The sequence below is a fragment of the Tamlana crocina genome (assembly GCF_012037625.1).
This window is the reverse complement of the sequence record NZ_JAAVJS010000014.1, coordinates 26,934-49,749: the sequence shown is the minus strand read 5'-3', so window position 1 is coordinate 49,749 and position 22,816 is coordinate 26,934. Positions and strand designations below refer to the sequence as shown.

The window sequence follows — 22,816 nt, the reverse complement described above, 5'->3', positions numbered from 1 at the left end:
AACTGTAATTTATAGTTTTGCAAAACGCTTAACACCGTGGTTTTCGGTTTTTAAAATATAAACACCCGATGTTAAATCTGAAACCGGAATAGCAGTTTCATTGGTAAACCTTTTTACTTCCTGCCCGTTTATATTAAAAATAGCACCAGATAGGCTTTTGTTGAATTTTAACTGTGAATTCACCACAGGGTTGGGGTAAATTTTAAAGTTGTTTTCAGCCACTTCTTGGCTTACGCTTAAAGCATCATCACCAATTTGAATAATTCCTAATGAACCACTAACCTCATAACCCACCAAAAGTAAATTTTTGGAATTGGGGCTATCGGCCGCTGGTACAAATTTGATGATTTCTGGAGCCACATCGCCCGAAACTCTATTGTGCTTGTAATAAGTGATAAACTCTACATCTTTTGGATCGGTAATATCGAACATTAAGATAGCGCTTTGTCTTTCCAACCCAATAAACGCATAAGTGGCCCCTTCGATTTCGGCTACGGCAACAGCTTCGGGCTCGCCACCTTTATCGTCAGATCGGTCATCAAACTCTTCTTCGTCTTCGTTAAACAGTGTTGGTTCTTCAGAAGCAATTTTTTGTCCGAATTGGTCTCCACTATCAAATACAATATTTCCGTATTGATCAAAAATTGAGAACGACCTTCCGCCGTACGAATAAATTTGCTCGTAAGTACCATCGTTATCGTAATCGCCATTGGCAATCGTGGTTTTTAACCTTCCCAGATTTTCATTTTCTTGAAGTGTTTCAGCATCAGGATAATAGGCTGGATTCAGTGTTAAATCCTTTACGCGCACTTCTTCAGAATAACCATCGTAGTCTCTTGAGTCGCCCTCGTTGGCCGTTACTATATAATTCATTCCGCCAACAGAGTACGAAGTAATAGCATCTGGCATAAACATGCCCAAAGTTGGGTGTTGTTTTATATCGATGGCGTCATCTTTGTTCGAAGCATCAAAACCATAATCGTTTGCAAAAGAAATGATGCCTAAAACGCTGTTGTCAGTTATTCCTGCACCAGCCAAACCAAAATCGTTATCGTTTATTACGGCAATTTCGTTGTTTGGTAATAGAGCGATACCTTCGGCTTTGTCAGAGGATACATAACCGATGGACGGCAAATTAACCACTTTGTTTTTGTGTACGGGAAAAATATTTTGAGCAGCTATTTCATCGGCACTCATTTCCTCCAGTTCCTTTCCGCCAGAAAGCGTTACATTAAGAATATCTGTGGCTTGGTTGATGTCAATTTCAAAAACATATTTTTTTCCATAATCGGCGTCGGGGCCTTCGGAATCTCTTTCTATCACTAAGAATTTTCCATTTCCGGTATAAACGGCGTCACCAATTTTATCCACTCTTGAAGAAGCATAACCGGCATCTTTGTTTCTTTCCAAAAGGTAAACGTATTCCTCAACGGGAGCACCAGTGTCGGCATTGATTCCTAAAATCCTGATGACATCTGAATTGTTTCTAACGGCATTCGAAGGGTTTTCAATGGGCGATTGTATAAACGCATAAACCACGTGTTTGGTTTCATCGTATGCAATGGCTTCAAAACCTCTATTGGCTCTTCTTTTGGAGTACACTTCGGGTAAAGTTTCGGCGCCATATGTACCTTCAGGTTGAGGTGTGTCGCCTAATAACGATGTGCCTGTTGGTACGTAACGCTCAACCAAAGTGCCATTGGCTTGAAACTTGTAAATGGCGGGTCTGTACTCGTCGCACATCCAAAAATAACCATCTTTATCAATTAGGATGCCTTCGAAGTCTCCACCGTATTCATCGTATGGCAATGCGTGGTATTCTTCAGAATTGGCACCAACGTAGTCTACATTGGCATAAGCTGTAGAAGCATCGGTGTAGGTTACGGGTACTTCGTCAAAACCAGGGATATTTCCTTTGCCTGTAATGGGAGTAGTACCATCTTGTCTGGTCAATAAAATTTGTTCGTTCAGCGTAATATCACCGGTGGTTTTGTTTAAAGTGAATTTAGCAATTCTGCCTTGGTAGTTCGGTAATTTAAAAGGGCGTAAGTTTTGCGAGGTTGCTGGGGTTACGCTGCTTTTGCTCGCAGTAGCATCATTAGGGCCTCTATCGGGAACGGCATAAAACACGTACTCGTTAGCTGTTGAGTTGGCTGCATCGTAAAACAACCCAGAAAAACCACCTAGCATTACTGTGGGCTGGCCGCCATCGTAAACCGGTGTGCCTAAAGCAGGCCAGTTTTCTTCCAGTTCGTTAACAATATAGCTGGTAACGGTTGGTGTGCCCAAAAGGTGATTTTTGTAGCCTAATGGTAAAATATCTAAAATGCTGTCGGTTGTTAAGTCTAATACAATCAAAGCATTGTTTTCTTGGCAGCTTACAAAGGCTTTTGTGCCATCTTCGGTAACGGTGATGTACTCGGGCTCTAAATCTTGTGAAACTGAGGCTGCACCATTGTTGCCAAAAATTCGAACACCTTTGTTTTTTAATGATTCCTTTTTATCGTCGTAATTATTGAAATTGATATGCGATGCAGTTGCCGAAGCTATTCCAGAACTTAAATCGATAACGGTAATTGAACCTTCTGGATCTACCGTGTAATCATCTGAAGGCTCTCCTTCGTTGGCCACCAAAAGCTTAGAACAGTCTGGTGTAAACGTAAGCATATCGGGTAAAGCGCCCGCTGTAATTTGCTTGATGAAATTTCCATCTAAATCAAAAAACACCACCACACCAGGATCTTGCTTTACAGCGGCCTCAACGGCTACAGCCACAAGGTCTTCATGCACAGCGATTGAGTTGGGCCCTGCTCCATAAGTAGATAAATCTACCGATTTCACCAAAACAGGACTGGTTGGCGTGCTGATATCTACAATAGTAAACGTATTTGTAGATGAGTTGGTAAAAAACGCATGCTTATTAATAGCATCGTAGGCTACGGTCTCTGCCGAACCCTCTTCATTGGTTTGGTAGGATGCCAAGTGCTGCAATGGGCTCTGAGCCAAACTGGTTGTTGTAAACGCCAGCGCCAATAGGCTAGCCAAGAATGTAATTTTTTTCATTTTATTTATGTTGGATTAATTATCCAGTAAATAAAAGTATTACAACACGCTAGGCTGTTAACTCAGTTTTATTTTAATATGAAATAACGGGAATAAACTTTAAAAAATTGCAATCTAAAGTTTAATAACATTAAGAAAATGTAAACATCGTCTATCCGATGTTTATTAAAACAAAAAAGTCCTTACATTTTACTGTAAAGACTTCTTAAAAATTTGTTGGCCTACTAGGGCTCGAACCTAGACTCTTCTGGACCAAAACCAGACGTGTTGCCAGTTACACCATAGGCCAATGGTATTTGAGGGTGCAAATTTAGTACAAAGTTTTATTTGTACAAGTTTTTTTTGAAAAAAATATTCGCTAGAATCTGTTTAGGAATTTGTGATTGGAATTGTTATGGACTATTTTTGATGAAGTTCGAGGCGGAATTTTTAAGCATAGCCGTAGCTACGGTTAAAAATTGTAACGAAGAAACGCGCAAAAAGAGGCGTAAGAAAACAATAGACAAATTCTTTAACAGATTCTAAAACTTAACGTTTACTTAAAAACATTTGCGTTAACGTATTTATTATTAAATTCGCCTTGCAAATAAATAAGGATATTCATGGCACATTTCAACTTTAAAAAATGGAACACGCTTTTAGGTTGGTTCTCTTTTTTAATAGCACTTATCACATACAGTTTAACGGTTGAACCTACGGTAAGTTTTTGGGATGCCGGCGAGTACATTTTAACTTCTGCAAAATTGGAGGTGGGCCACCCACCGGGAGCGCCGTTCTTTCAAATGCTGGGTGCCTTCTTCTCAATATTTACTTTTGGAAACACCGAATTGGTAGGTTGGATGATGAACATGATGAGTGCCGTAGCCAGTGCCTTTACCATCTTATTTATGTTCTGGACCATCACCCTGTTGTTAAAAAAACTGGTGGTTGGCAAAAACGAAATGTCGCAGAACAAAGCTATGGCCATTTTAGGAAGTGGTTTGGTAGGTAGTTTGGCCTTTACGTTTACCGATTCGTTTTGGTTTAACGCAGTAGAGACCGAAGTGTATGCCATGGCCACGTTAATTATGTCGGCGCTGTTTTGGCTGGGTTTGCGTTGGGAGCAGGATATGGACAAGCCCCGAGGCAACCGTTGGCTCATTCTTATTACTTTTATCATTGGGCTTTCGTTTGGTGTTCACTTTATGGGATTACTTACCATTCCGGCCATCGGGCTTATTTACTACTTTAAAAATTACAAAACCATTACGGTTAAAAACTTCATTATTGCCAATGCCATTTCGGTAGGTATTTTGTTGTTTGTCTTTAAATTGTTGGCACCAAATATTCTCAAAATTTTTAGTGCTACCGAAATCTTTTTTGTAAACACCATTGGGCTTCCGTTTAATTCGGGGTCTATCTTCGCAGGTGTTGTATTGGTGCTTTTAATTAATTACGGATTGAGAATAACCCGTAAAAAAGGTTATGTGCAACTCAATACGGCCATTTTATGTATTGCCTTTATTATTGTTGGGTTTTCATCGTGGCTTATGTTGCCCATCCGTGCCAATGCCAATGTAGTGGTTAACGAAAATAACCCGTCTAGTGCTAGGGAACTTTTGGCATATTATAACCTGGAGCAGTATCCAGAAACGCATTTGTTTTACGGTCCGCAGTTTACCGATCAATATGCGTATTTAGATGAAAACAATCCGTATATAGACGATAAGCCGAAATACGAAAGAGACGAAGAAAAAGGCAAATATGTTGTAGTGAACGACTATAAAAATGCCAAACAAAATTACAATTCCAAGCACGCCTCTATTCTTCCGCGCATGTGGAGCACCGAACACGCTGAAAATTACATGATGTTTTCGGGGTATCTGGATTTTAAGTTAAAACCAGAATACCAAATGGAAAACCAATTGCGAACAGCTGTTAGCAACTTCAGAAAGGATGTTAATCAAGGCAACATTGATTATGAGGATTACCATAATTTTTTAAAACAATTTAAAGAGTACATCGATATTGAAAAGCCTTCGTTGGCCAGCAATATCCGTTATTTATTCGAATACCAATTGGGCTATATGTACTGGCGTTATTTTATGTGGAATTTTGCCGGGCGCCAAGACGATATTCAAGGTAGGTACGACAACCATGGTAACTGGATTTCGGGTATAAAACCGCTGGACGAATGGCACTTGGGGCTATCGCAAGACAACCTTCCTAGCGATGTAAAAAACAATAAAGCCCGTAACACCTATTATTTGTTGCCCCTTATTTTAGGGTTGCTCGGCTTTTTCTTTTTATTCAACAAAGACAAAAAACTATTTTGGGTCATGTTGGTGTTTTTCCTCTTTACGGGAATCGCCATTCAGGTGTACACCAATGTTCGTCCATTCGAGCCTCGCGAACGCGACTACTCGGTAGTGGGCTCGTTTTATGTGTTTGCCCTTTGGATTGGTTTTGGGGTTTATGGACTCTACGACACCTTAAAAAAATACATTCCTAAAAAATTGGCCGCTCCAATAATTACTGTGGTTTGCTTGATTTTGGTTCCGGGTATTTTGGCAGCCAATAACTGGGATGATCACGACCGATCGGATAAATACACCGCAAGGTCGATGGCACACAAATACCTCGATTCGTGTGCCGAAAACGCCATTCTGTTTACCATTGGCGATAACGATACTTTTGCACTTTGGTATGCCCAAGAAATTGAAGGCTACCGCACCGACGTTAGGGTGGTGAACACCAGCTTGTTCCAAACCGATTGGTACATCGACCAAATGAAACGCAAAGCTTATGAGAGCGACCCTATTCCGTCGCAACTTACCCACGATTTGTATAAATACGGTACCAACGATTATATTGTAATCCAACAGGTTATTCAGGATACCTTGCCCGTAAAGCAATTTTTAGATTTTGTGGCTAGCGATAACCCTAAAACCAAATACAAATATGTGCTGGAGCAACGGGGTATCGATGTGTCGCAGGTACGTTCGCAAGACCTGAATGCCACCTATTTGCCCACACCGCATTTACGCATTCCGGTGAACAAAGAAAACGTATTGAAATCGGGCATTGTAAAACCCGAAGATGCCGATGAGATTGTACCGCATATCGATATTACCATCAATGGTGGGGCGCTATACAAAAACCGCTTGCTGATGCTGGATATAGTGGCCAACAACGAGTGGAAACGCCCTATTTATTTTACGGGTGGTAGCTTTGGTGACGACGACTATATCTGGATGAAAGATTACTTGCAGTTAGATGGTATGTGCTATAAACTGGTGCCCATAAAAACACCGGTAGACCGTGCCAATCCGTTTGATATGGGGCGCGTAGATAGCGAATTGATGTATGAAAAAGTGAAGCAATGGGATTGGGGCAACAGTGGTAGCCCAGACATTTACCACGACCCCGAAACCCGTAAAAATTCCATAACCTATCGCGGTAACTTGGCCCGATTGATTCAGCAGTTACTCAATGAAAACAAACTCGATAAAGCCGAAGAAATTGCTGATATCGCCATGGAAAATATGCCTGTGGAGCACTACGGTTATTACACGCTTTTAGAGCCATATATTAGTGCTTATTACGAGGTAGGTAACCAAGAGAAAGCGCGAAACTTGTTTAAGCAAGTGGCCGAAAAGTACCAGGAAAACTTAACGTATTACAGTAGTCTTAAAACTGACAGCCAAGAGCGTTTGTTCGAAGAAATCTATACAGATATTAGCCGTTATAAAGCGTTGATAGATGTATTGGTTCAGCATGATGTGGAATTTGCCGAAGAAGAAGGCAATACCTTTAATAACTATTTAAGGGCGTTTAAGCACTTTTATGGTGGCGATGAGCCAGAGCCTGAAAGCCCAGAGCTGCCATTAGATAGCGCTTTGCCCTTGGAAACCGATAGTGCAAGCTAAATTCGAACTATGGACTTAACGCCCATAAAAACGCCTCGGTTGGTAAAAAGGGTGTTCCCGAATTACGTTTGGGATGTTCCTGCGGATGAAAACGTGATTTATTTAACTTTTGATGACGGCCCAACGCCCGAAATTACCAATTGGACTTTGGCCACTTTAAAACAGTACAACGCAAAAGCTACGTTTTTCTGCATTGGAAATAATATTGAAAAACACCCCGACATTTTTCAAAATGTGATTAATGAAGGTCATGCAGTTGGCAACCACACCCATAACCATATTAAGGGCTGGAAAACCAAAACCCGGGACTATTTAGAAAATATTGAACGTTGTGAAAAAGTATTCAAAGCGCAAGTTCGTCAATCGTCAATCGTCAATCGTCAATCATTGACAACGAATCTCTTTCGGCCGCCATACGGACAAATCACACCAAAACAGGGCAAAAAGCTAAAGGCTAAAGGTTATAAAATCATTATGTGGGACGTGCTTTCTTTCGATTGGGATAAAAACATTTCACCGGAAACCTGTTTAAAAAAGGTAACCACTAAAGCTGTTGAGGGAAGTATTATTGTTTTTCACGATAGCGTAAAAGCTTCAAAAAACATGCAATACGCCCTACCAAAAGTATTGAATCACTTTAGTAAAAAAGGCTTTATTTTTAAGAGTTTGGAAGTTTAAAGATACTCCTGTACAATCGTAATTAGTGTAGCGGCATCTTGCTCTCCACTTTGCCGCCATTTCATCTCGCCATTTTTGTAGATAATTAGGGTTGGCAAGGTTTTAACACGCAAAGCTTCGGTCAGCTCCCGGTTTTTTTCAACCTCTATTTTTATCACTTTGGCTTTATCGCCCAAAGCTGCTGCAACATCTCTTAGGGCCAGATGCATCTCGCTTGTTTTTTCGTCCAATTCAGAATAAAAATCGAACAAAACTGGAATATTAACATCAATAAGTTCTCCGAATTTAGACATATGCTGTGGTTTATTAATCAAATGCACTTTTGCAAACCTACATAAATTTTATGTACTTTAATAACATCATTTAATAGGCACCAGTTGTATTTATAAAAATAGAAAAATTTAAGATAAATATAGCATTTCTGGGCAATTATGCATCACTCGTGCCTTTTTTCAGCTCAATAACCGTTATTTCTGGCCAAATACCAACACGTCCTGGATAGCCTAAATACCCAAAACCACGGTTTACATTTATGTATTGCCCCATTTCTTTATAAATGCCCGCCCAATATTTGTAGCGCCATTTGGCAGGGCTCCATTTTACCCATCCGGGGATTTCGATACCAAACTGCATGCCGTGGGTGTGGCCGCTTAAGGTTAAATGGTAATGCGCATCTTCCTTTAGCACTTGGTCTTCCCAATGTGACGGATCGTGGCTTAATAATATTTTAAAATCGTTAGCATCAATATTTTGAGAGGCTTTTTTTAAATCGCCCGCTTTTTTAAATCCACCGCGACCCCAATTTTCAACACCCACAATAGCTATTTTTTGTCCATTTCGTTCAACATATCGGCTTTCATTCAACAAAAGATTGAAACCCATATCTTTTTGCAACTGCTTTAAATCGTCTAAATTTTGTGCCTTAGCTTCCTTTGATGGCCAATTTACATAATCGCCATAATCATGGTTGCCCAAAACCGAAAACACACCATCTTTAGCTTTCAGTGTTCCGAACAAATCCTTCCAAGGCAACATTTCAGAAGATTTATTGTTCACCATATCGCCCGTAAAAAATAAGGCATCTACATTTTGTTCGTTAATCAAATTGATACCGTATTCTATTTTTTTTCGATTGTCGAAACTCCCGGAATGTATATCGCTTATTTGGGCAATTCGGTAGCCGTCAAAAGCATCTGGCAAATCTTCAAAATTCAAGGTGTAGTTCAACACCCGAAATCGGTATTTCCCTTTGTACATGCCGTATAACAACGAAGCAAACGGAATGGCCGCCGCGCCTAATGCAATTTGGCTGATAAATTTTCTTCGTGAAGGCATATAAAAACCCTCTTTTTTGGTTACTAATTTCTCGTAAAGTCCGTAAATAACCCTAACAATATCTTCTCCCAAAAGCAAAGGAATCAGCACCAATCCCAGCGATATAAACGCCAATAAAAACCCAAAGGCATAACTTTTGGCCGGGTTGAGCACCCTACCTTCAGAATACACCGTGAATTGAACAATAAAATTACCCGCAATAATCACCGCCATGGCGATAAACAGGTACTGCAACCAAACACTTTTGGTGATGGTTTTGATGGCCTGAAACCCGTAAAATACGATAAAGGCGTAAAAGAGAATGAATAATATCCAACGTAGCATGGGTGCTTTTTTAATCAAAGATAAGGGTATTAGCCATGAATAGGGAATCCTTGATTTTATTTAACTAATTGTTAAGATTTTCAAGCTTAGCCCTTTATAAATACACTAAATTATAAATGCCGTTTTAAGCATAACTTTTCGTAGTTTTGGTTTTCTATCAAAACACAATCCATGTCAGCACAAAAACGTCTTTTTTTGGTCGATGCCTATGCATTAATTTTCCGTGGCTATTATGCTTTTATAAAAAATCCACGAATCAACTCGAAAGGTATCGATACCTCGGCCATTATGGGTTTTATGAATTCGCTTTTGGACGTAATTAAGCGCGAGCGCCCCGACCATTTGGCGGTATGTTTTGATAAAGGCGGTAGTGCCGACCGTGTGGAAATGTTTGAAGAATACAAGGCCAACCGAGACGAAACCCCCGAAGCCATTAAAGTGGCCGTACCCTACATTCAGGAGATTTTGAAGGCCATGCACATCCCCATTATGGTGAAAGAAGGTTTTGAGGCCGACGACGTTATCGGCACCCTCTCCAAACAAGCCGAAAAGCAAGGCTACCAAACCTTTATGGTAACGCCCGATAAGGATTTTGCCCAATTGGTTTCTGAAAATATTTTTATGTACCGCCCCAAATCCTTCGGTGGCGGTTACGAAACTTGGGGCATTGCCGAAGTACAGAAAAAATTTGAAGTGGAACGCCCCGAACAGGTCATTGACTTTTTAGGTATGATGGGCGACTCTAGTGACAACATTCCAGGGTTGCCTGGCGTTGGCGAAAAAACAGCCAAAAAATTCATTAAGGCCTACGGAAGCATGGAAGGTTTGTTTGAAAACATCCATGAGCTAAAGGGTAAAATGAAGGAAAAAGTGGAGGCCAACCAAGAATTAGGGCTGCTTTCTAAAAAATTGGCTCGCATCATGCTCGATGTTCCTGTGGAATTTGACGAAAAAGATTTTGAAATGTGCGACCCCGATGTTGAGGCCGTAAAAAACATTTTTCAAGAGTTGGAATTTAGAAGACTCACCGAAAATTTTCTAAAAACCTTTGCTCCCGAAGAAGATTTAGCTTCTAATGTAACTGATGTCACTTCGAGCGGAGTCGAGAAGTCTCCTTCATCTTCAAAACAAGTTTCACCTTCGGGGAAAATGTCCGCAGGACAAAAGGGGACTGCGGGGGCTGGTCAGTTTTCGCTTTTTGGGAATGAGGGTGAGGCCAAAACTTCGGAAGCTACTTCCGAATACACTCGCAAGACCGCCGAAACCACCTCGCATTTCTACCAAAGTGTGGCATCAGGCATGGCTATAAAACTGTTCATTAAAAACTTAATGAACCAAACCTCGGTTTGTTTTGATACCGAAACCACGAGCATTGACCCGCTGCAGGCCGAATTGGTGGGCATTGCCTTTTCGTGGGAAGCTGGCAAAGGATTTTACCTGCCATTTCCGGAAAACAGGGATGAAGCCCAAGAATTGATTGAACAATTGCGTCCGTTTTTTGAGAATGAATCCATCGAAAAAATCGGTCAGAATTTAAAATACGACATCAAGGTTTTGGCAAAATATAACATCGAAGTGAAAGGCAAACTGTTCGACACCATGTTGGCGCATTACCTCATCAATCCCGATATGCGCCACAATATGGACGTTTTGGCCGAAACCTATTTGAATTACACCCCCATTTCCATTGAAACCTTGATTGGGAAAAAAGGCAAAAATCAGCTATCGATGCGTGAGGTGCCTTTGGAACAACAAACCGAATATGCAGTTGAAGATGCCGATATCACCCTTCAGCTAAAAGAACATTTTCAGAATGAATTGGGCGAGGCCAATACACAAACCTTGTTTGATGATATTGAAATTCCGTTGCTGCGCGTTTTAGCCGCTATGGAATTGGAAGGCATTAATTTAGACAAAGACTTTTTAAGTTCGCTTTCAGAACAATTAAACAACGATATTGCCGGCCTCGAAAAGAGCATTTATGAAGCTGCTGGTGAAGAATTCAACATTGCTTCCCCAAAGCAATTGGGCATCATTTTATTTGAAAAAATGAAACTGGTGGATAAACCTAAAAAGACCAAAACCGGACAATACGCCACTTCTGAAGATATTTTAAGCTACTTGGCCAAAGACCACGACATCATTCAGCAAATTTTGGATTTCAGAGGGCTTTCAAAATTAAAGAGTACTTACGTGGATGCGCTGCCTTTGCAAGTAGATCCATCAACGGAACGCGTACACACCGATTATATGCAAACCGTTGCCGCAACAGGGCGTTTAAGTAGTAACAACCCCAACTTGCAGAACATACCCATCCGTACCGAGCGTGGCCGACAAGTGCGGAAAGCCTTTGTGCCAAGAAATGAAGATTATATTTTGTTGGCTGCCGATTACAGCCAGATTGAACTTCGTATCATAGCTGCTTTAAGCGAAGAAGAAACCATGATTGAGGCTTTCAAAAATGGTGAAGACATTCACGCCTCTACCGCTTCAAAAGTGTTTAATGTACCGATTGCCGAAGTGACCCGAGAGCAACGTAGCAATGCCAAAACGGTAAACTTCGGAATTATTTATGGAGTTTCTGCTTTCGGACTGAGCAATCAAACGGATTTATCGCGAAGTGAGGCCAAAGAATTAATCGACACTTATTACGAAACCTATCCGAAACTTAAAAAATACATCAGCACCCAAGTGGATTTTGCCCGCGACAATGGTTATGTGCAAACGGTTTTGGGTCGTCGGAGGTATTTAAAGGACATCAATTCCAGAAACGCCGTTGTGCGCGGTGCCGCCGAACGCAATGCGGTTAACGCCCCCATTCAAGGGAGTGCTGCCGATATTATTAAACTGGCTATGATTGCCATTCACCAAAAATTAAATGCAGGCGATTTTAAAACCAAAATGTTGCTTCAGGTGCATGACGAATTGGTTTTTGATGTTTACACACCCGAACTCGACACTATTAAAAACCTAGTAAAGACCGAAATGGAAAACGCCTATAAACTCGCCGTTCCGTTGGATGTTGATTTAGGGACTGGTGATGATTGGTTGGAGGCACATTAGGATTTACACCCCTATGGTCCCTTGAGTGGACACTACTCAGACTTAAAAATTCTATTGTTTGAAATATTTACAGAAAAAATATTCGCAAACAAGCTAAAATGTCCCCTCTAGGTAACACCACTCATAACCTAAAAGCGTCAGATACGAAACCATAGGAATCCTTATTTTAAAAGCAAGGTGTAGTTAGAACACGCAGCAATTGCCCATTAAACAAGACCTAATAGATTTTTAAAACCTATCAGGTCTTGAAAAGTTTACTTTTTTATCGCCTTTTTGCTAATAACCGTGCCATTGGAGAGCTCAACCTTTGCCACAAACACCGCACTGCTTAAGTTAGACAGGTTAAACACTTCAGTATCGTTTTGACCGTTAAATTGGTAAAGCTGGCGACCAAACAAATCGAACACCGATACGGTTTTAATACCTAATCCGTTTGGAGCGGTAAACTGTACGTTGTCGTTATCCAGTTCCACAATTTTTAATAAGCTTGGGTCTGCCGAGATATCAGTGGTTGAAAGTGCGTCGGCTTTAAATACAATTTCAAAACGGTTATTGAATTCTCCGGTTTCAGAGGTAAATGTATAATCGCAAACCGTTAAATCGTGTACTTTATTCAATAGCTTGTCTTTTACAAAAACCGAATGGCTATTTAAAAAGTCGCCTTCCATTTTTGCGATGGATAATGAATAAAGCGTGGCTACTTTAATTTTGGTTTTAAACCCTAATGTAATGGTTTCATCTTCGTTAATGCTATTGATGTTTTTTCCTTGGATAGCGAATTTTTTGTCGCAGTTTTCAATAATAGAATACAGCGCAGCGGGTGTTTCTTTTGTAACTATTCTTACGGCATCAAAAGCAGAACCATCATCATTATGCGTTGCATTTTCCACGTAGGCAACAGCTATTTGGTTGAAAACACCATTGTCTGAAGTCAGGTTAATCCAAATTCTATTTTCAAGAGGGTCTCTGGTACTTGTTTTTTGCGATTTGGTTGAGCCTTTAAAAAACAGGTTGTTACTAGTTGTGCTTGCTACACGCATGGCGTTAGTGAACTTAGCAGTACCAATGGTATTTCCTTCTATGAAAAAACCTTGAGCCGATGGAACAAAATTATTTGGGATAGAACCACTTGCTCCAGCCGTGCCTAAACCAGAACCACTAGCGTACATGGCATAATCATTAGTGCTAAAATTTAATTGTTGATTACCGGCGTTTGAACTGCTTGGGGGGCTGGCTTGTGACCAAAAATAGGCCGCACCCTCAACAATTCCAGAATTTTCAGCAAAAAACAAATCGAAATCTATGGCGGATGGGTAAGGGTTGCCTATAAAGTTCCATTTCATGCCTGGGTTTGTAGGGTCAAAATCAATTAAAACAGATACATCACCTGTATTGAATTCGCCTTCAAAAGTGGCTGTTCCTGTTGAGCCTCCTCCAAAAGGACCTCCAAATGATCTTGCTTCTGTTGAAGCATAGCCTACACCAGGTATCATAGTGTCGTTTCTGTATGCATATTGCCAATCGTCACCTTCTTCGTCTACATCATCACCGTCAGTGTCTTTAAAATTAGCGGCATTAAACCAAAAACGGCGGTCGCCATCAACAAGAGGAAAAGCATCTTCTATGGTTTCGTCGACTACGGGTGAGCTCCAATAGGTATAATAATACCATTTACTTTTAAAAGGCGTTACTTTATTTACTCGTGCAACACCGCTTGCTCCTAAACTAAAAGAACCAGTATCGTCATTTTGAACAAAATTGCCGCTACTTGCCACAAAAATTTCACCATCTACTGTTACATCGTTTTCAACTTCAATAAAAGTGTTGTTGTTAACGGTAAGGATTGCTCCAGAATTTACGGTTAAAGAGCATGCACTAAAACTGGTTTCGTTACCGCCATTTCCGGTGTCAAAATCATCTGAAATAATAGCGGCTGTTGTTAAGTCGGGACCTGTCCCGTTGCTCCAAGCACCTGCACTCCAAGTAACTGTTGACGAGCAAGGGGAGCAGGTGAAATTTGTGGTATTTAAAGTAACAGCACTGTAATTATTGCTTTCGTGGTAATTGGAAATATTATTCAGGTCAGCCCAGCTTGGTATAGACTTACTACCTATATATTCTCTATTGTCGGCACTCCCGTCAACGATATCGGCAGTTGTAAACCCTGTCGGTAAAGTGATTCCTGGTTGAGTGTTTGCATGAAGAAATGTTGTCCATTCCAAAGTTGATGAGTTATACCCTTGAAAAGCTAATACAACTTCTCCAGTATTATTTGCCAGTTGAAAAGTATTGTCAACTATCGTGAATTCAGAACTATTTGTAATAAAACTTAACACTGTTCCACAGCTGTAGTCTACCGAAGCGGTGAATAATACAATTCCTTCGTTGGAATTATTTAAACCTGTGCCACTAGCATTTACTTCATTATCCGAAAAATAGATTGTTGTTCCAGCGGTAATGTCAGTCCTTAATAACACCGTGAAATCTTCATTATCTGTATTAACTCCAATAATGGCAATATCTTCTTTTGCAAGGTTAGTTTGTCCCCCCACAAAATTAAAAGTAAATAGGGCAACAAGAATAAGAGTAATGTGTTTCATAACCGTTAAGTTTAAAATCTTTATTTAGGCAAAGCCTTATACGATAGATTTGGTTTTATATATGTTGTTTTTTGTTCAATACAATTGTTATTTTTGGCTTGTTATGCAAACCAAAAAAACATATACGGTACAGGAGGCTACCCAAAAAATGGAGCACTACTGCGCGTACCAAGAACGCTGCCATCAAGAAGTACGGCAAAAACTGGAGGCCATGCACATGATACCCGAAGCCATCGATGTGATTGTGGTCCATTTGTTAGAGCATAACTACCTTAACGAGTCGCGTTACGCCAAAACATTTGTAAGCGGCAAGTTTAGAATTAAGAAATGGGGGCGCGGCCGAATGGCTTATGTGCTTAAGCAAAAGGGCCTAAGCAAAATTAATATAAATGAGGCACTTGCAGAAATTTCGGATGCGGAGTATATCGAGGTTTTCCATGGTTTAGCCGAAAAAAAAGCCAACTCGATAAAAGAGAGCAACGTTTTTAAGAAACGTAAAAAATTAATCGATTATCTGTTGTATAGAGGCTGGGAATCGCATTTGGTGTATGAAAAAGCTTCTGAATTGATTCGGTAGTGTTTTATGCCCATAAAAAAAGCGGATAAAACCAATGGGCTATCCGCTTTCAATAATTTTGAATGTAATTTCTTATAGGTTAAAAACCGTGCCCAAATTAATGCTAAACTGGTTGTGCAATTTTTCAGGAGCTGTTAGGTTTTCGGTTTTATATTTGGCCAATGGCACGTTAAGTTCGGTATAAATACCAAAACCATCTGTAAAAAAGTAACGCGCACCAAGGTGTCCGCCAAAGTTTTTAAGGCCGAGGCTTAAACCGGGGTACACATCAAAGTTTTCATCTACGTTTATCACATTGCCCAAATTGGCGTTAAAACGGGCACGTACATCAAAACGGTTATCGAAATCGGCGTTTAAATCGTCATCTGCATTGTTTTTTAGGTTTTCATGGATGCCCAAAAGGTAGGTGGACGATATACCGACAGAAATATTTTCGCCAATACCAAAATCGTAACTTATGTTAAGGCCTGTGCCATTGTTTTGAAAGTTGGCGCCCACTTGAAATTTATTGTCGTTTGCACCGGTAAAGGCTTGCGAGTTAACTAATGAAACGCTTAATACAGCAATTAAAAAAACAAATCTTTTCATGTATCTAATTTTAAATTTGAGAGGGCAAATATATGCAAGTTTTATATAAACGACGTACAAAAACTACAAATGCTTATGGGTGTTTTTTATGGCCTGTTCGTTTTTCCAGTCTATCCATTTTTGCTTTTTAATGCGTCGCATTAGGTTGTCGTAGTTGCGCATAATTAATATGTTGTAAATGGCCTGACCGAAGTTTTTTGGGTTTCGGGCCATGGCGCGCAGGCTCATGGAAAAACCGGGGGTGATGTAGCGCATGTAATGCCAATAGCCTTCGGGCATGTACAAAATCTCGCCATGGTTCAATTCGGTTTGGTAGCCTTTGGCTTTTTTGAGCATGGGCCACTTTTCAAAATCGGGATTGTTGAAATCGATATCCTCCCGGGTAATGAGCGAATGCGGAATTTTATACAGGTACTTATTCTGCTTTTGGTCGAACAGAATGATTTGCTTTTTGCCTTCAAAATGAAAATGGAAAATATTGGCCAAATCGATATCATAGTGCATAAAAGTGTATGAATCCTGTCCGCCGAAAAAGAGCATGGGGATGCCTTTCATAAGTCGCAGTCCAAAGTCTGGAAACGAAAAATCGTTTTGTAACTGCGGAATTTCCTTTAGGGCATTCCACAAAAAGATGCGGTATTTGGTGGGCTCGCGTTTCAGCAAATCGATGTAATCGGCCAGTTTCATTTTGGCGTGCGGTTCGTTAAAGCCATCGCGGTAATCTACAGGCCTATCGTCGTAAAGCGGAATGGTAATATCGCCGCCTATTTGTTTAATGTAATCTAAATTCCATTTTTGGTAAGCTGGCCAGTCTTCAATAAAACGCTCAATCACCACAGGTTTTTGAGGTTTAAAGTACTGCTCTAAAAAATCCGATTTGGTAATGGTTTTTACCCTCGGAATGTCCTGTAAGTTTAATGCCAATGCTTAAAAATTTAGTGGGCCAAAGTTAAGAAAACGTTATGTGATTTGAAATAGTATAGTGTATGACGTTTTTTAATGGTGATTATTCGGAGCGAGTGACTTGGGAACCTTTTACTTCTTAGCTCAAAATTAAAAGATGACTTCGGTCGTTTCTCCCTCGTCATGACGTGTATTTTTAAACGAGCGTTACTGATGTAGAGTTATTCCGAGCGTAGCGCGGGAATCTTTCTCTCTTTAGTTCAAACCGAAAGATGACTTTGGTCGTGCCTCCCTTGTCTTGACTTGTCTTATTGGTAGTTATTACTGCTTTGCTTTGGCCTTGGCCGCTTCATTGCGCTCTATGGTGTGTTCGGGGCGTGTCCATTTTGGTTTTTCGCCCAAGGCTTGGTATTGCGAATCTTTGGCCTCAACGGTTTGCGGTTGTACTTTTTTTGTAAATGGTTTTTGCGGATTTAACCCCAATAGCTTGAACAGCTCCATGTCTTCATTTACATCGGGGTTTGGCGTGGTGAGTAATTTATCGCCAGCAAAAATAGAGTTTGCTCCGGCAAAGAAACACATGGCTTGGCCTTCTTGCGTCATTTGCGTGCGCCCAGCACTTAAACGTACTTGGGTTTCGGGCATTACAATTCGGGTAGTGGCTACCATGCGTACCATGTTCCAAATGGAAATGGGTTGTTGGTCTTCCAACGGGGTGCCGTCAACAGCTACCAATGCATTTATAGGCACAGACTCTGGTTGCGGATTTAATGTAGAAAGCGCTACGAGCATACCAGCGCGGTCTTCAATGTTTTCGCCCATACCAATAATGCCCCCGCTACAAACGGTAACATTGGTTTTGCGCACGTTGCCAATGGTTTTCAAACGGTCTTCAAAACCGCGGGTAGAAATGACTTCTTTATAATATTCTTCCGAAGAATCTAAGTTGTGGTTATAGGCATACAGTCCGGCTTCGGCCAAGCGTTTGGCTTGGTTTTCGGTAATCATTCCCAAGGTACAGCAAACTTCCATATCCAGTTTATTAATGGTGCGTACCATTTCTAAAACTTGGTCGAATTCTTCGCCGTCCTTTACGTTTCGCCATGCCGCGCCCATGCAAACCCGGGAGCTGCCGCTGGCTTTTGCCCGCAAAGCCTGAGCTTTTACTTGTGTAACGCTCATTAAATCGTTACCCTCAATATCGGTGTGGTAACGCGCGGCTTGCGGACAATACCCACAGTCTTCTGGGCAGCCCCCGGTTTTAATGGATAATAATGTACTTACCTGAACGGTGTTGGGGTCGTGGTGCAAACGGTGTACGGTAGCTGCTTCATAGAGTAGCTCCATCAACGGTTTGTTGTATATGTTAAGAATCTCTTCTTTGGACCAATTATGTTTTAGTTCAGGCATATACAAAGGTTTTTTTAATTGAATTTGTAACGCAAACCAAATAATACATTGCTTGGTGGCATAGGTATTACGCCGCTTTCAATGTAATCGGCATCAAAAATATTGTTGGCCGTAACGCTAAATTCAAAAGTGTTGCAATGGATAATGGCCGAGGCATCCCATACGTTATAGCTTAATCCGGCGGTACGTTCGGCGTATTTGTAAATAAGGTTTAGGTTGAAATTCTTAACGGGTTGGGTGTTCAAGCGCGAAATAAATTGGTGTTTAAGCGAGTTTATGGAATAGCGCGAAAAATTAAGGTTTAAGTCGCCCACTTCATCTTCCATAAAGGTGTAAGCTACCGAAAGATTTTGTTTGAGGTTGCCAACGGTAAAATTATAATTGGTGTTCACTTCAAAACCTTTGGTGTACAAATCTCTAATGTTTTGAGCCTCAAAGGGGTCGTCTTCATTAGCTTTTATATAGTCGATGAGGTTGTTGGCATCTTTATAAAACAAGGCAAACGAAGCGTTGAATCGCGATGAAAAGAATTTACCCCCCAATTCACTGGAAAGGGCTTCTTCAGGATTTAGGTTTTCGTTACCTACGGTAACGGGGTCGCTGTAATATAAATCGGTGTAGGTAGGAATGCGGTAGGTGTATCCCACGTTTCCGTAAAGTCTGAATTTATCCGATACTTGGTATCCTAAATCTATGCCTGGGAAAGCATGAAATTTAAAATCCGAAAAATACGTTACCGCCACACCGGGAGTGATATCCATTTTCTCGTTCAATAATTTAAAACGGTGCTCTAAAAAAGCGGTGGTCATAAAGCGATTTCGGTCGCCCAGGTTGTTACTACTAATGTAAATTTGCGATACATCCACACCAAAACCGGTAATACCAAGGCTTGAAGCGTAAGAGGCGTTTACTTCGGCACCAGCCTTGTTGGTAATGTGGAGGTTTCTGTAAAAACTAGGGTCGTTACGGCGAAGCAAAAACATGTCTTGGTTGCGTTTCCAATACACGCGAGGCTTAATTTTAAGAGCTCCAGAACGGAATGCCGTCGAAAAAGCTAATAAACTATTTTGGGTTTCTTCGTATTCGTTGAAGGTTGGGTTTGTGGTATAAAAGTTTTCGGCACCAAACTTTCGGTCGAAAAATGTAGCAATCATTTCGATAGGCTGCTCGTTTTTATTGAAAATACTTTTTAGGAAATAGTTGGAGTTGTTGTAGTCTGAGTTAGGTCTGTAACCACCAGAAGTGAGTTTGCCCATATGCACGATGTGCGATGAGTTTTCTAGCTCTGACCCTACAGTTACCGATCCGTTTAATTGATTAAACGAGCCTACTTCAATATTGGCAGATACGCTATTGTCGAGGCTGTTTTTGGTAACAATGTTAATGGCTCCGGCAAAGGCATTTTGCCCAAAAGCACGGGCAGCAGGGCCTTTAATAATTTCAATGCGCTCAATCACTTCAATGGGCAGTGCGGCGTTCATGGTGTGGTGTCCGGTTTGGGCGTCGTCCATTTTTACGCCATCTATAAGCAATAAGGTTTGGTCGAAGCTACCGCCACGAATGTACAAATCGGCTTGGCTACCGGCCGTTCCACGTCTTCTAATATCAATACCGGCGACTTGTTGCAGTAAATCGGCCACATTGGTAGCAGCGCTATTTTTTATGTCGGTTGACGAAATGATGTCGATGGTTCTCGAATTTTCCTTAAAAGGTAAATCAATTCGGGTGGAGGTAATGGTAACTTCTTGGAGAGAATCCATTTTAACAGCGTTTTGCTGTGCCTTAGCCTGTAAGGTTACAAGCACTAAAAGGGCGATTAAATTTAGTTTGTTTTTCATAGTATTTTACAATGCGTTTTTTAACGCTGCAAAAGTCGTAACTTTGCGGACTATCCAACTAGTCCAGTTTTAAAACAATGAATAGTCCGGTTGTGCCTCTTTTTGAGCAATTGATTGATGTAGATAAATCGAGTTCCAAACCAGTTTATCTGCAAGTGGCTGAGCAAATCGTAAATCTTATTCAGCGGGGGTACGTATCAAAAGGAGCGATTTTGCCGGGTACTCGTGGTTTAAGTCAGCTGTTGAAAGTGCATCGTAATACGGCAGTGGCGGTGTACGACGAGTTGGCCGCTCAAGGTTGGGTAGATATTGTGCCCAACAAAGGTACTTTTGTATTGTTTCCCGAGCAACGTACCGCGAAAATAACGGCACCTATAGGGCATATTAACCAGGTGAATACTTATGCCCATGCCACGGGGTTTCCGTTTCAGAAATCCTTTAACCTGTCTCCAAACACATCGGAAACCACTGCGAAATATATGGTAAACGATGGTAAGCCCGATTTGCGACTGCATCCCACGCATCAATTTTCGAGATGGTACAGCGCAGCCATGAAGCGGAAAACCTTAATTGCAAAGTGGAACCGCAGTGGGGCCCATTCGGTTTTTGAAATGCACCTCTGCAATTATTTGAATGCTACGCGAGGGTTTCATATTAAACCCCAAAATGTTTTAAACACCCGCAGTACCGAGATGAGCCTGTATGTGGTATCGCGGTTGCTAATTAATACCGGCGATGTGGTTTTGGTGGGAGCCTTGAGTAATTTTGAATCGAATATGATTTTTCAACAGGCGGGTGCTAGCATTAAAACCATTCCTGTAGATGCCGAGGGTTTGGATGTGGAGTATATAAAAACGCACTTTGCGAAAGGAAATATTAGGTGTGTGTATGTATGTGCCCATCGGGATTACCCCACCACTAAAACTTTAAGTGCCAACCGCCGATTGAAACTCTTGCAGCTAGCCAAGGCATACGGATTTGCCATTATTGAAGATGACTACGATTACGATTTTCAGTTTGAAGGTTCTGCCATGTTGCCCATGGCCAGTGCCGATGCGCATGGTATGGTGATTTATTTGGGGAAATTGGGGCAGTCCTTGTTTCCAAGTTTTCAAACAGGTTTTGTCGTGGCGCCCGAAAATCTCATTTCGGAATGCAAAAACTATATGCAATTGCTCGATAAACAGGGCGATTTAATACAAGAGCAAATGCTTTCTGAGTTGATTGCCGAAGGTGAGCTCAATCGCTTGGTCAAGAAAAATATTGTGGTTTATAAACAGCGGCGCGATAGTTTGCTAAAGCATTTTGAAACCGAGTTTAAAAGTATTGCCGAATGGAACGTGCCTTTTGGTGGATTAGCGGTATGGCTAGAGTTTCAACCGCAAATCCCCTTGATGAAACTCGCCGAAGCGGCCGAGAAATATGATGTGTTTCTTCCTAAAACCATATTGTATCAAGATAAAAATACCTGCGCTATCCGTTTTGGGTTTGGTCATTTTAACGAAGAAGAGTTGGCCATTGTGGTTAAAGCATTAAAAAAAGCTTATAACCTGGTATTGAACTCGTAGTGGCAGTTTTCGCAACGGTATTTGTCTTTGGCATAAAAAGGTAGGGTGCCCGATAAGAAACCAATTAAAAAAGAAAAGAATGATTTAAAATCGTTTATGGTTGAGTACAGTTGAACTTTTGTACTGCCACAGTTTTGGCATGTAATGGGGGTGCCATCGTCATCCAACGAATATTTTGCAATGCCGTTTAAGATGTGTTGTGCTTTTAAAGCATCTTGCGCCAACACTTTAAGTTTTACACCACCAATGGCTTGGCTTACCAAAGGGTCGGTATCTATGGTGAAATTATCTTGCATAAATACCTGTATGCCTTCGGCTTCTAAACGGCCTTTAATTATTTGCGCTTCGCTGGAATACTGAAACTTGGCTATGGTTTTGAATGTTGGAGACATACTACTGAAATGTTTAATAAATATAGGTATTAATATTGATTAACGCATCCCTCAAATGAATCTAAAACAAATTGAAAATTAATATTGTACTTTTGGGGTAATTCAAAACAGTAGTGCTATGAAAATGTTTTTCGTTCTTTTGCTTTCCGTACTATCGTATGCGAGCTTCGCCCAAAACAATTACATTGTAAAAACCGAAGACGGTAGGCGTGTGTTGTTAAAAGCCGATTATACTTGGGAATATATAGATTTGGAAGCTCCAAAAGAAAGTGATGATGCAGCGGTTGAAACCGTTAACGAAGATAATGGCTGTAATTTACCAGCAGATTTTGAGGAGCCGAAACTGAACAATAAAGTGCAAAATCAACTTAAAAGAGGCCGAGCCACGATTGATGATGTTAAAAAGAAAGTGGCCAAAGATTACAATTGTACGGTTGATGAGGTGGTTTTGCTATGGGCATCCGAACGTAAATCGAACGGAAAATATACGTTTTGCGCCAACGGTACCAAAGTAACTTACAAGCGCAATGGCTTTGTTATTATTGAAAACGGGAAGCTATTTTAAAGTT

General features: G+C 40.8%; 15 protein-coding genes and 1 tRNA gene. 6 read left to right on the top strand and 10 right to left on the bottom strand.

Features of this window, described 5'->3' with window-relative positions:
- Positions 1-9: 9 nt before the first annotated feature.
- Both HC176_RS10965 and HC176_RS10960 read right to left on the bottom strand, forming a co-directional pair.
- Positions 10-3,063 carry a choice-of-anchor I domain-containing protein gene (locus HC176_RS10965; RefSeq protein ID WP_167918250.1) on the bottom strand — a complete coding sequence of 1,018 codons (3,054 nt, stop codon included), beginning with the start codon at positions 3,061-3,063 and terminating at the stop codon, positions 10-12.
- A 216-nt stretch (positions 3,064-3,279) separates the two neighbouring features.
- Positions 3,280-3,352: transfer RNA gene (locus HC176_RS10960), tRNA-Gln, on the bottom strand.
- 313 nt (positions 3,353-3,665) lie between these two features.
- Between HC176_RS10960 and HC176_RS10955 the strand changes: the two genes are divergently transcribed.
- Positions 3,666-6,971: a glycosyltransferase family 117 protein gene (locus HC176_RS10955; protein WP_167918249.1), complete on the top strand. Its 3,306-nt coding sequence runs from the start codon at positions 3,666-3,668 to the stop codon at positions 6,969-6,971.
- Between the two features lie 9 nt (positions 6,972-6,980).
- The gene (locus tag HC176_RS10950) at positions 6,981-7,649 is read left to right on the top strand and encodes a polysaccharide deacetylase family protein (RefSeq protein WP_167918248.1); all 669 of its coding nucleotides are present in this window, start codon (positions 6,981-6,983) and stop codon (positions 7,647-7,649) included.
- Here the strand turns inward: HC176_RS10950 and HC176_RS10945 are convergent.
- Together HC176_RS10945 and HC176_RS10940 are read right to left on the bottom strand one after the other, a co-directional pair.
- Positions 7,646-7,969, bottom strand: a complete 324-nt coding sequence (locus HC176_RS10945) for a thioredoxin family protein (RefSeq protein ID WP_342448686.1) — start codon at positions 7,967-7,969, stop codon at positions 7,646-7,648. The genes HC176_RS10950 and HC176_RS10945 overlap by 4 nt on opposite strands.
- A 109-nt stretch (positions 7,970-8,078) precedes the next feature.
- A complete protein-coding gene (locus HC176_RS10940; protein ID WP_167918246.1) occupies positions 8,079-9,308 on the bottom strand; it encodes a metallophosphoesterase in 1,230 nt (409 codons plus the stop codon).
- 171 nt (positions 9,309-9,479) lie between these two features.
- On the opposite strand from HC176_RS10940, the gene polA reads away from it, so the two are divergent.
- Positions 9,480-12,371: a DNA polymerase I gene (gene polA, locus HC176_RS10935; protein WP_167918245.1), complete on the top strand. Its 2,892-nt coding sequence runs from the start codon at positions 9,480-9,482 to the stop codon at positions 12,369-12,371.
- 254 nt (positions 12,372-12,625) lie between these two features.
- Here polA and HC176_RS10930 read toward each other — a convergent pair whose 3' ends face one another.
- Positions 12,626-14,971, bottom strand: coding sequence for a T9SS type A sorting domain-containing protein (locus HC176_RS10930; RefSeq protein WP_167918244.1), 2,346 nt, complete (start codon positions 14,969-14,971; stop codon positions 12,626-12,628).
- A gap of 103 nt (positions 14,972-15,074) precedes the next feature.
- On the opposite strand from HC176_RS10930, the gene HC176_RS10925 reads away from it, so the two are divergent.
- Positions 15,075-15,548, top strand: coding sequence for a regulatory protein RecX (locus HC176_RS10925; protein WP_167918243.1), 474 nt, complete (start codon positions 15,075-15,077; stop codon positions 15,546-15,548).
- Positions 15,549-15,620: 72 nt separating this feature from the next.
- On the opposite strand, the gene HC176_RS10920 is transcribed toward HC176_RS10925, so the two are convergent.
- From HC176_RS10920 to HC176_RS10905, 4 genes are all read right to left on the bottom strand, one after another.
- Positions 15,621-16,136, bottom strand: coding sequence for a DUF6646 family protein (locus HC176_RS10920; RefSeq protein ID WP_167918242.1), 516 nt, complete (start codon positions 16,134-16,136; stop codon positions 15,621-15,623).
- 63 nt (positions 16,137-16,199) lie between these two features.
- Positions 16,200-17,060: a cupin-like domain-containing protein gene (locus HC176_RS10915; RefSeq protein WP_167918241.1), complete on the bottom strand. Its 861-nt coding sequence runs from the start codon at positions 17,058-17,060 to the stop codon at positions 16,200-16,202.
- A gap of 300 nt (positions 17,061-17,360) precedes the next feature.
- Positions 17,361-18,449: a biotin synthase BioB gene (bioB, locus tag HC176_RS10910; protein ID WP_167918240.1), complete on the bottom strand. Its 1,089-nt coding sequence runs from the start codon at positions 18,447-18,449 to the stop codon at positions 17,361-17,363.
- Between the two features lie 14 nt (positions 18,450-18,463).
- Positions 18,464-20,287: a TonB-dependent receptor plug domain-containing protein gene (locus HC176_RS10905; protein ID WP_167918239.1), complete on the bottom strand. Its 1,824-nt coding sequence runs from the start codon at positions 20,285-20,287 to the stop codon at positions 18,464-18,466.
- Positions 20,288-20,364: 77 nt separating this feature from the next.
- Between HC176_RS10905 and HC176_RS10900 the strand changes: the two genes are divergently transcribed.
- Entirely contained in the window at positions 20,365-21,855 is a 1,491-nt protein-coding gene (locus HC176_RS10900) for an aminotransferase-like domain-containing protein (RefSeq protein WP_167918238.1), read from the top strand.
- Here HC176_RS10900 and HC176_RS10895 read toward each other — a convergent pair.
- Positions 21,831-22,247 (bottom strand): putative signal transducing protein, encoded by a 417-nt coding sequence (locus HC176_RS10895; protein WP_167918237.1) that lies wholly within the window; start codon positions 22,245-22,247, stop codon positions 21,831-21,833. The genes HC176_RS10900 and HC176_RS10895 overlap by 25 nt on opposite strands.
- A gap of 118 nt (positions 22,248-22,365) precedes the next feature.
- On the opposite strand from HC176_RS10895, the gene HC176_RS10890 reads away from it, so the two are divergent.
- Entirely contained in the window at positions 22,366-22,812 is a 447-nt protein-coding gene (locus HC176_RS10890; RefSeq protein WP_167918236.1) for a DUF3157 family protein, read from the top strand.
- The last annotated feature ends 4 nt before the right edge of the window (positions 22,813-22,816 follow it).

Coding starts and splice junctions, on each gene's coding strand:
- HC176_RS10895 (WP_167918237.1), bottom strand. CDS start 22,247: ATGTCTCCAACATTCAAAACCATAGCCAAGTTTCAGTATTCCAGCGAA.
- HC176_RS10900 (WP_167918238.1), top strand. CDS start 20,365: ATGAATAGTCCGGTTGTGCCTCTTTTTGAGCAATTGATTGATGTAGAT.
- HC176_RS10950 (WP_167918248.1), top strand. CDS start 6,981: ATGGACTTAACGCCCATAAAAACGCCTCGGTTGGTAAAAAGGGTGTTC.
- HC176_RS10940 (WP_167918246.1), bottom strand. CDS start 9,308: ATGCTACGTTGGATATTATTCATTCTCTTTTACGCCTTTATCGTATTT.
- HC176_RS10965 (WP_167918250.1), bottom strand. CDS start 3,063: ATGAAAAAAATTACATTCTTGGCTAGCCTATTGGCGCTGGCGTTTACA.
- HC176_RS10890 (WP_167918236.1), top strand. CDS start 22,366: ATGAAAATGTTTTTCGTTCTTTTGCTTTCCGTACTATCGTATGCGAGC.
- polA (WP_167918245.1), top strand. CDS start 9,480: ATGTCAGCACAAAAACGTCTTTTTTTGGTCGATGCCTATGCATTAATT.
- HC176_RS10930 (WP_167918244.1), bottom strand. CDS start 14,971: ATGAAACACATTACTCTTATTCTTGTTGCCCTATTTACTTTTAATTTT.
- HC176_RS10905 (WP_167918239.1), bottom strand. CDS start 20,287: ATGAAAAACAAACTAAATTTAATCGCCCTTTTAGTGCTTGTAACCTTA.
- HC176_RS10920 (WP_167918242.1), bottom strand. CDS start 16,136: ATGAAAAGATTTGTTTTTTTAATTGCTGTATTAAGCGTTTCATTAGTT.
- bioB (WP_167918240.1), bottom strand. CDS start 18,449: ATGCCTGAACTAAAACATAATTGGTCCAAAGAAGAGATTCTTAACATA.
- HC176_RS10925 (WP_167918243.1), top strand. CDS start 15,075: ATGCAAACCAAAAAAACATATACGGTACAGGAGGCTACCCAAAAAATG.
- HC176_RS10955 (WP_167918249.1), top strand. CDS start 3,666: ATGGCACATTTCAACTTTAAAAAATGGAACACGCTTTTAGGTTGGTTC.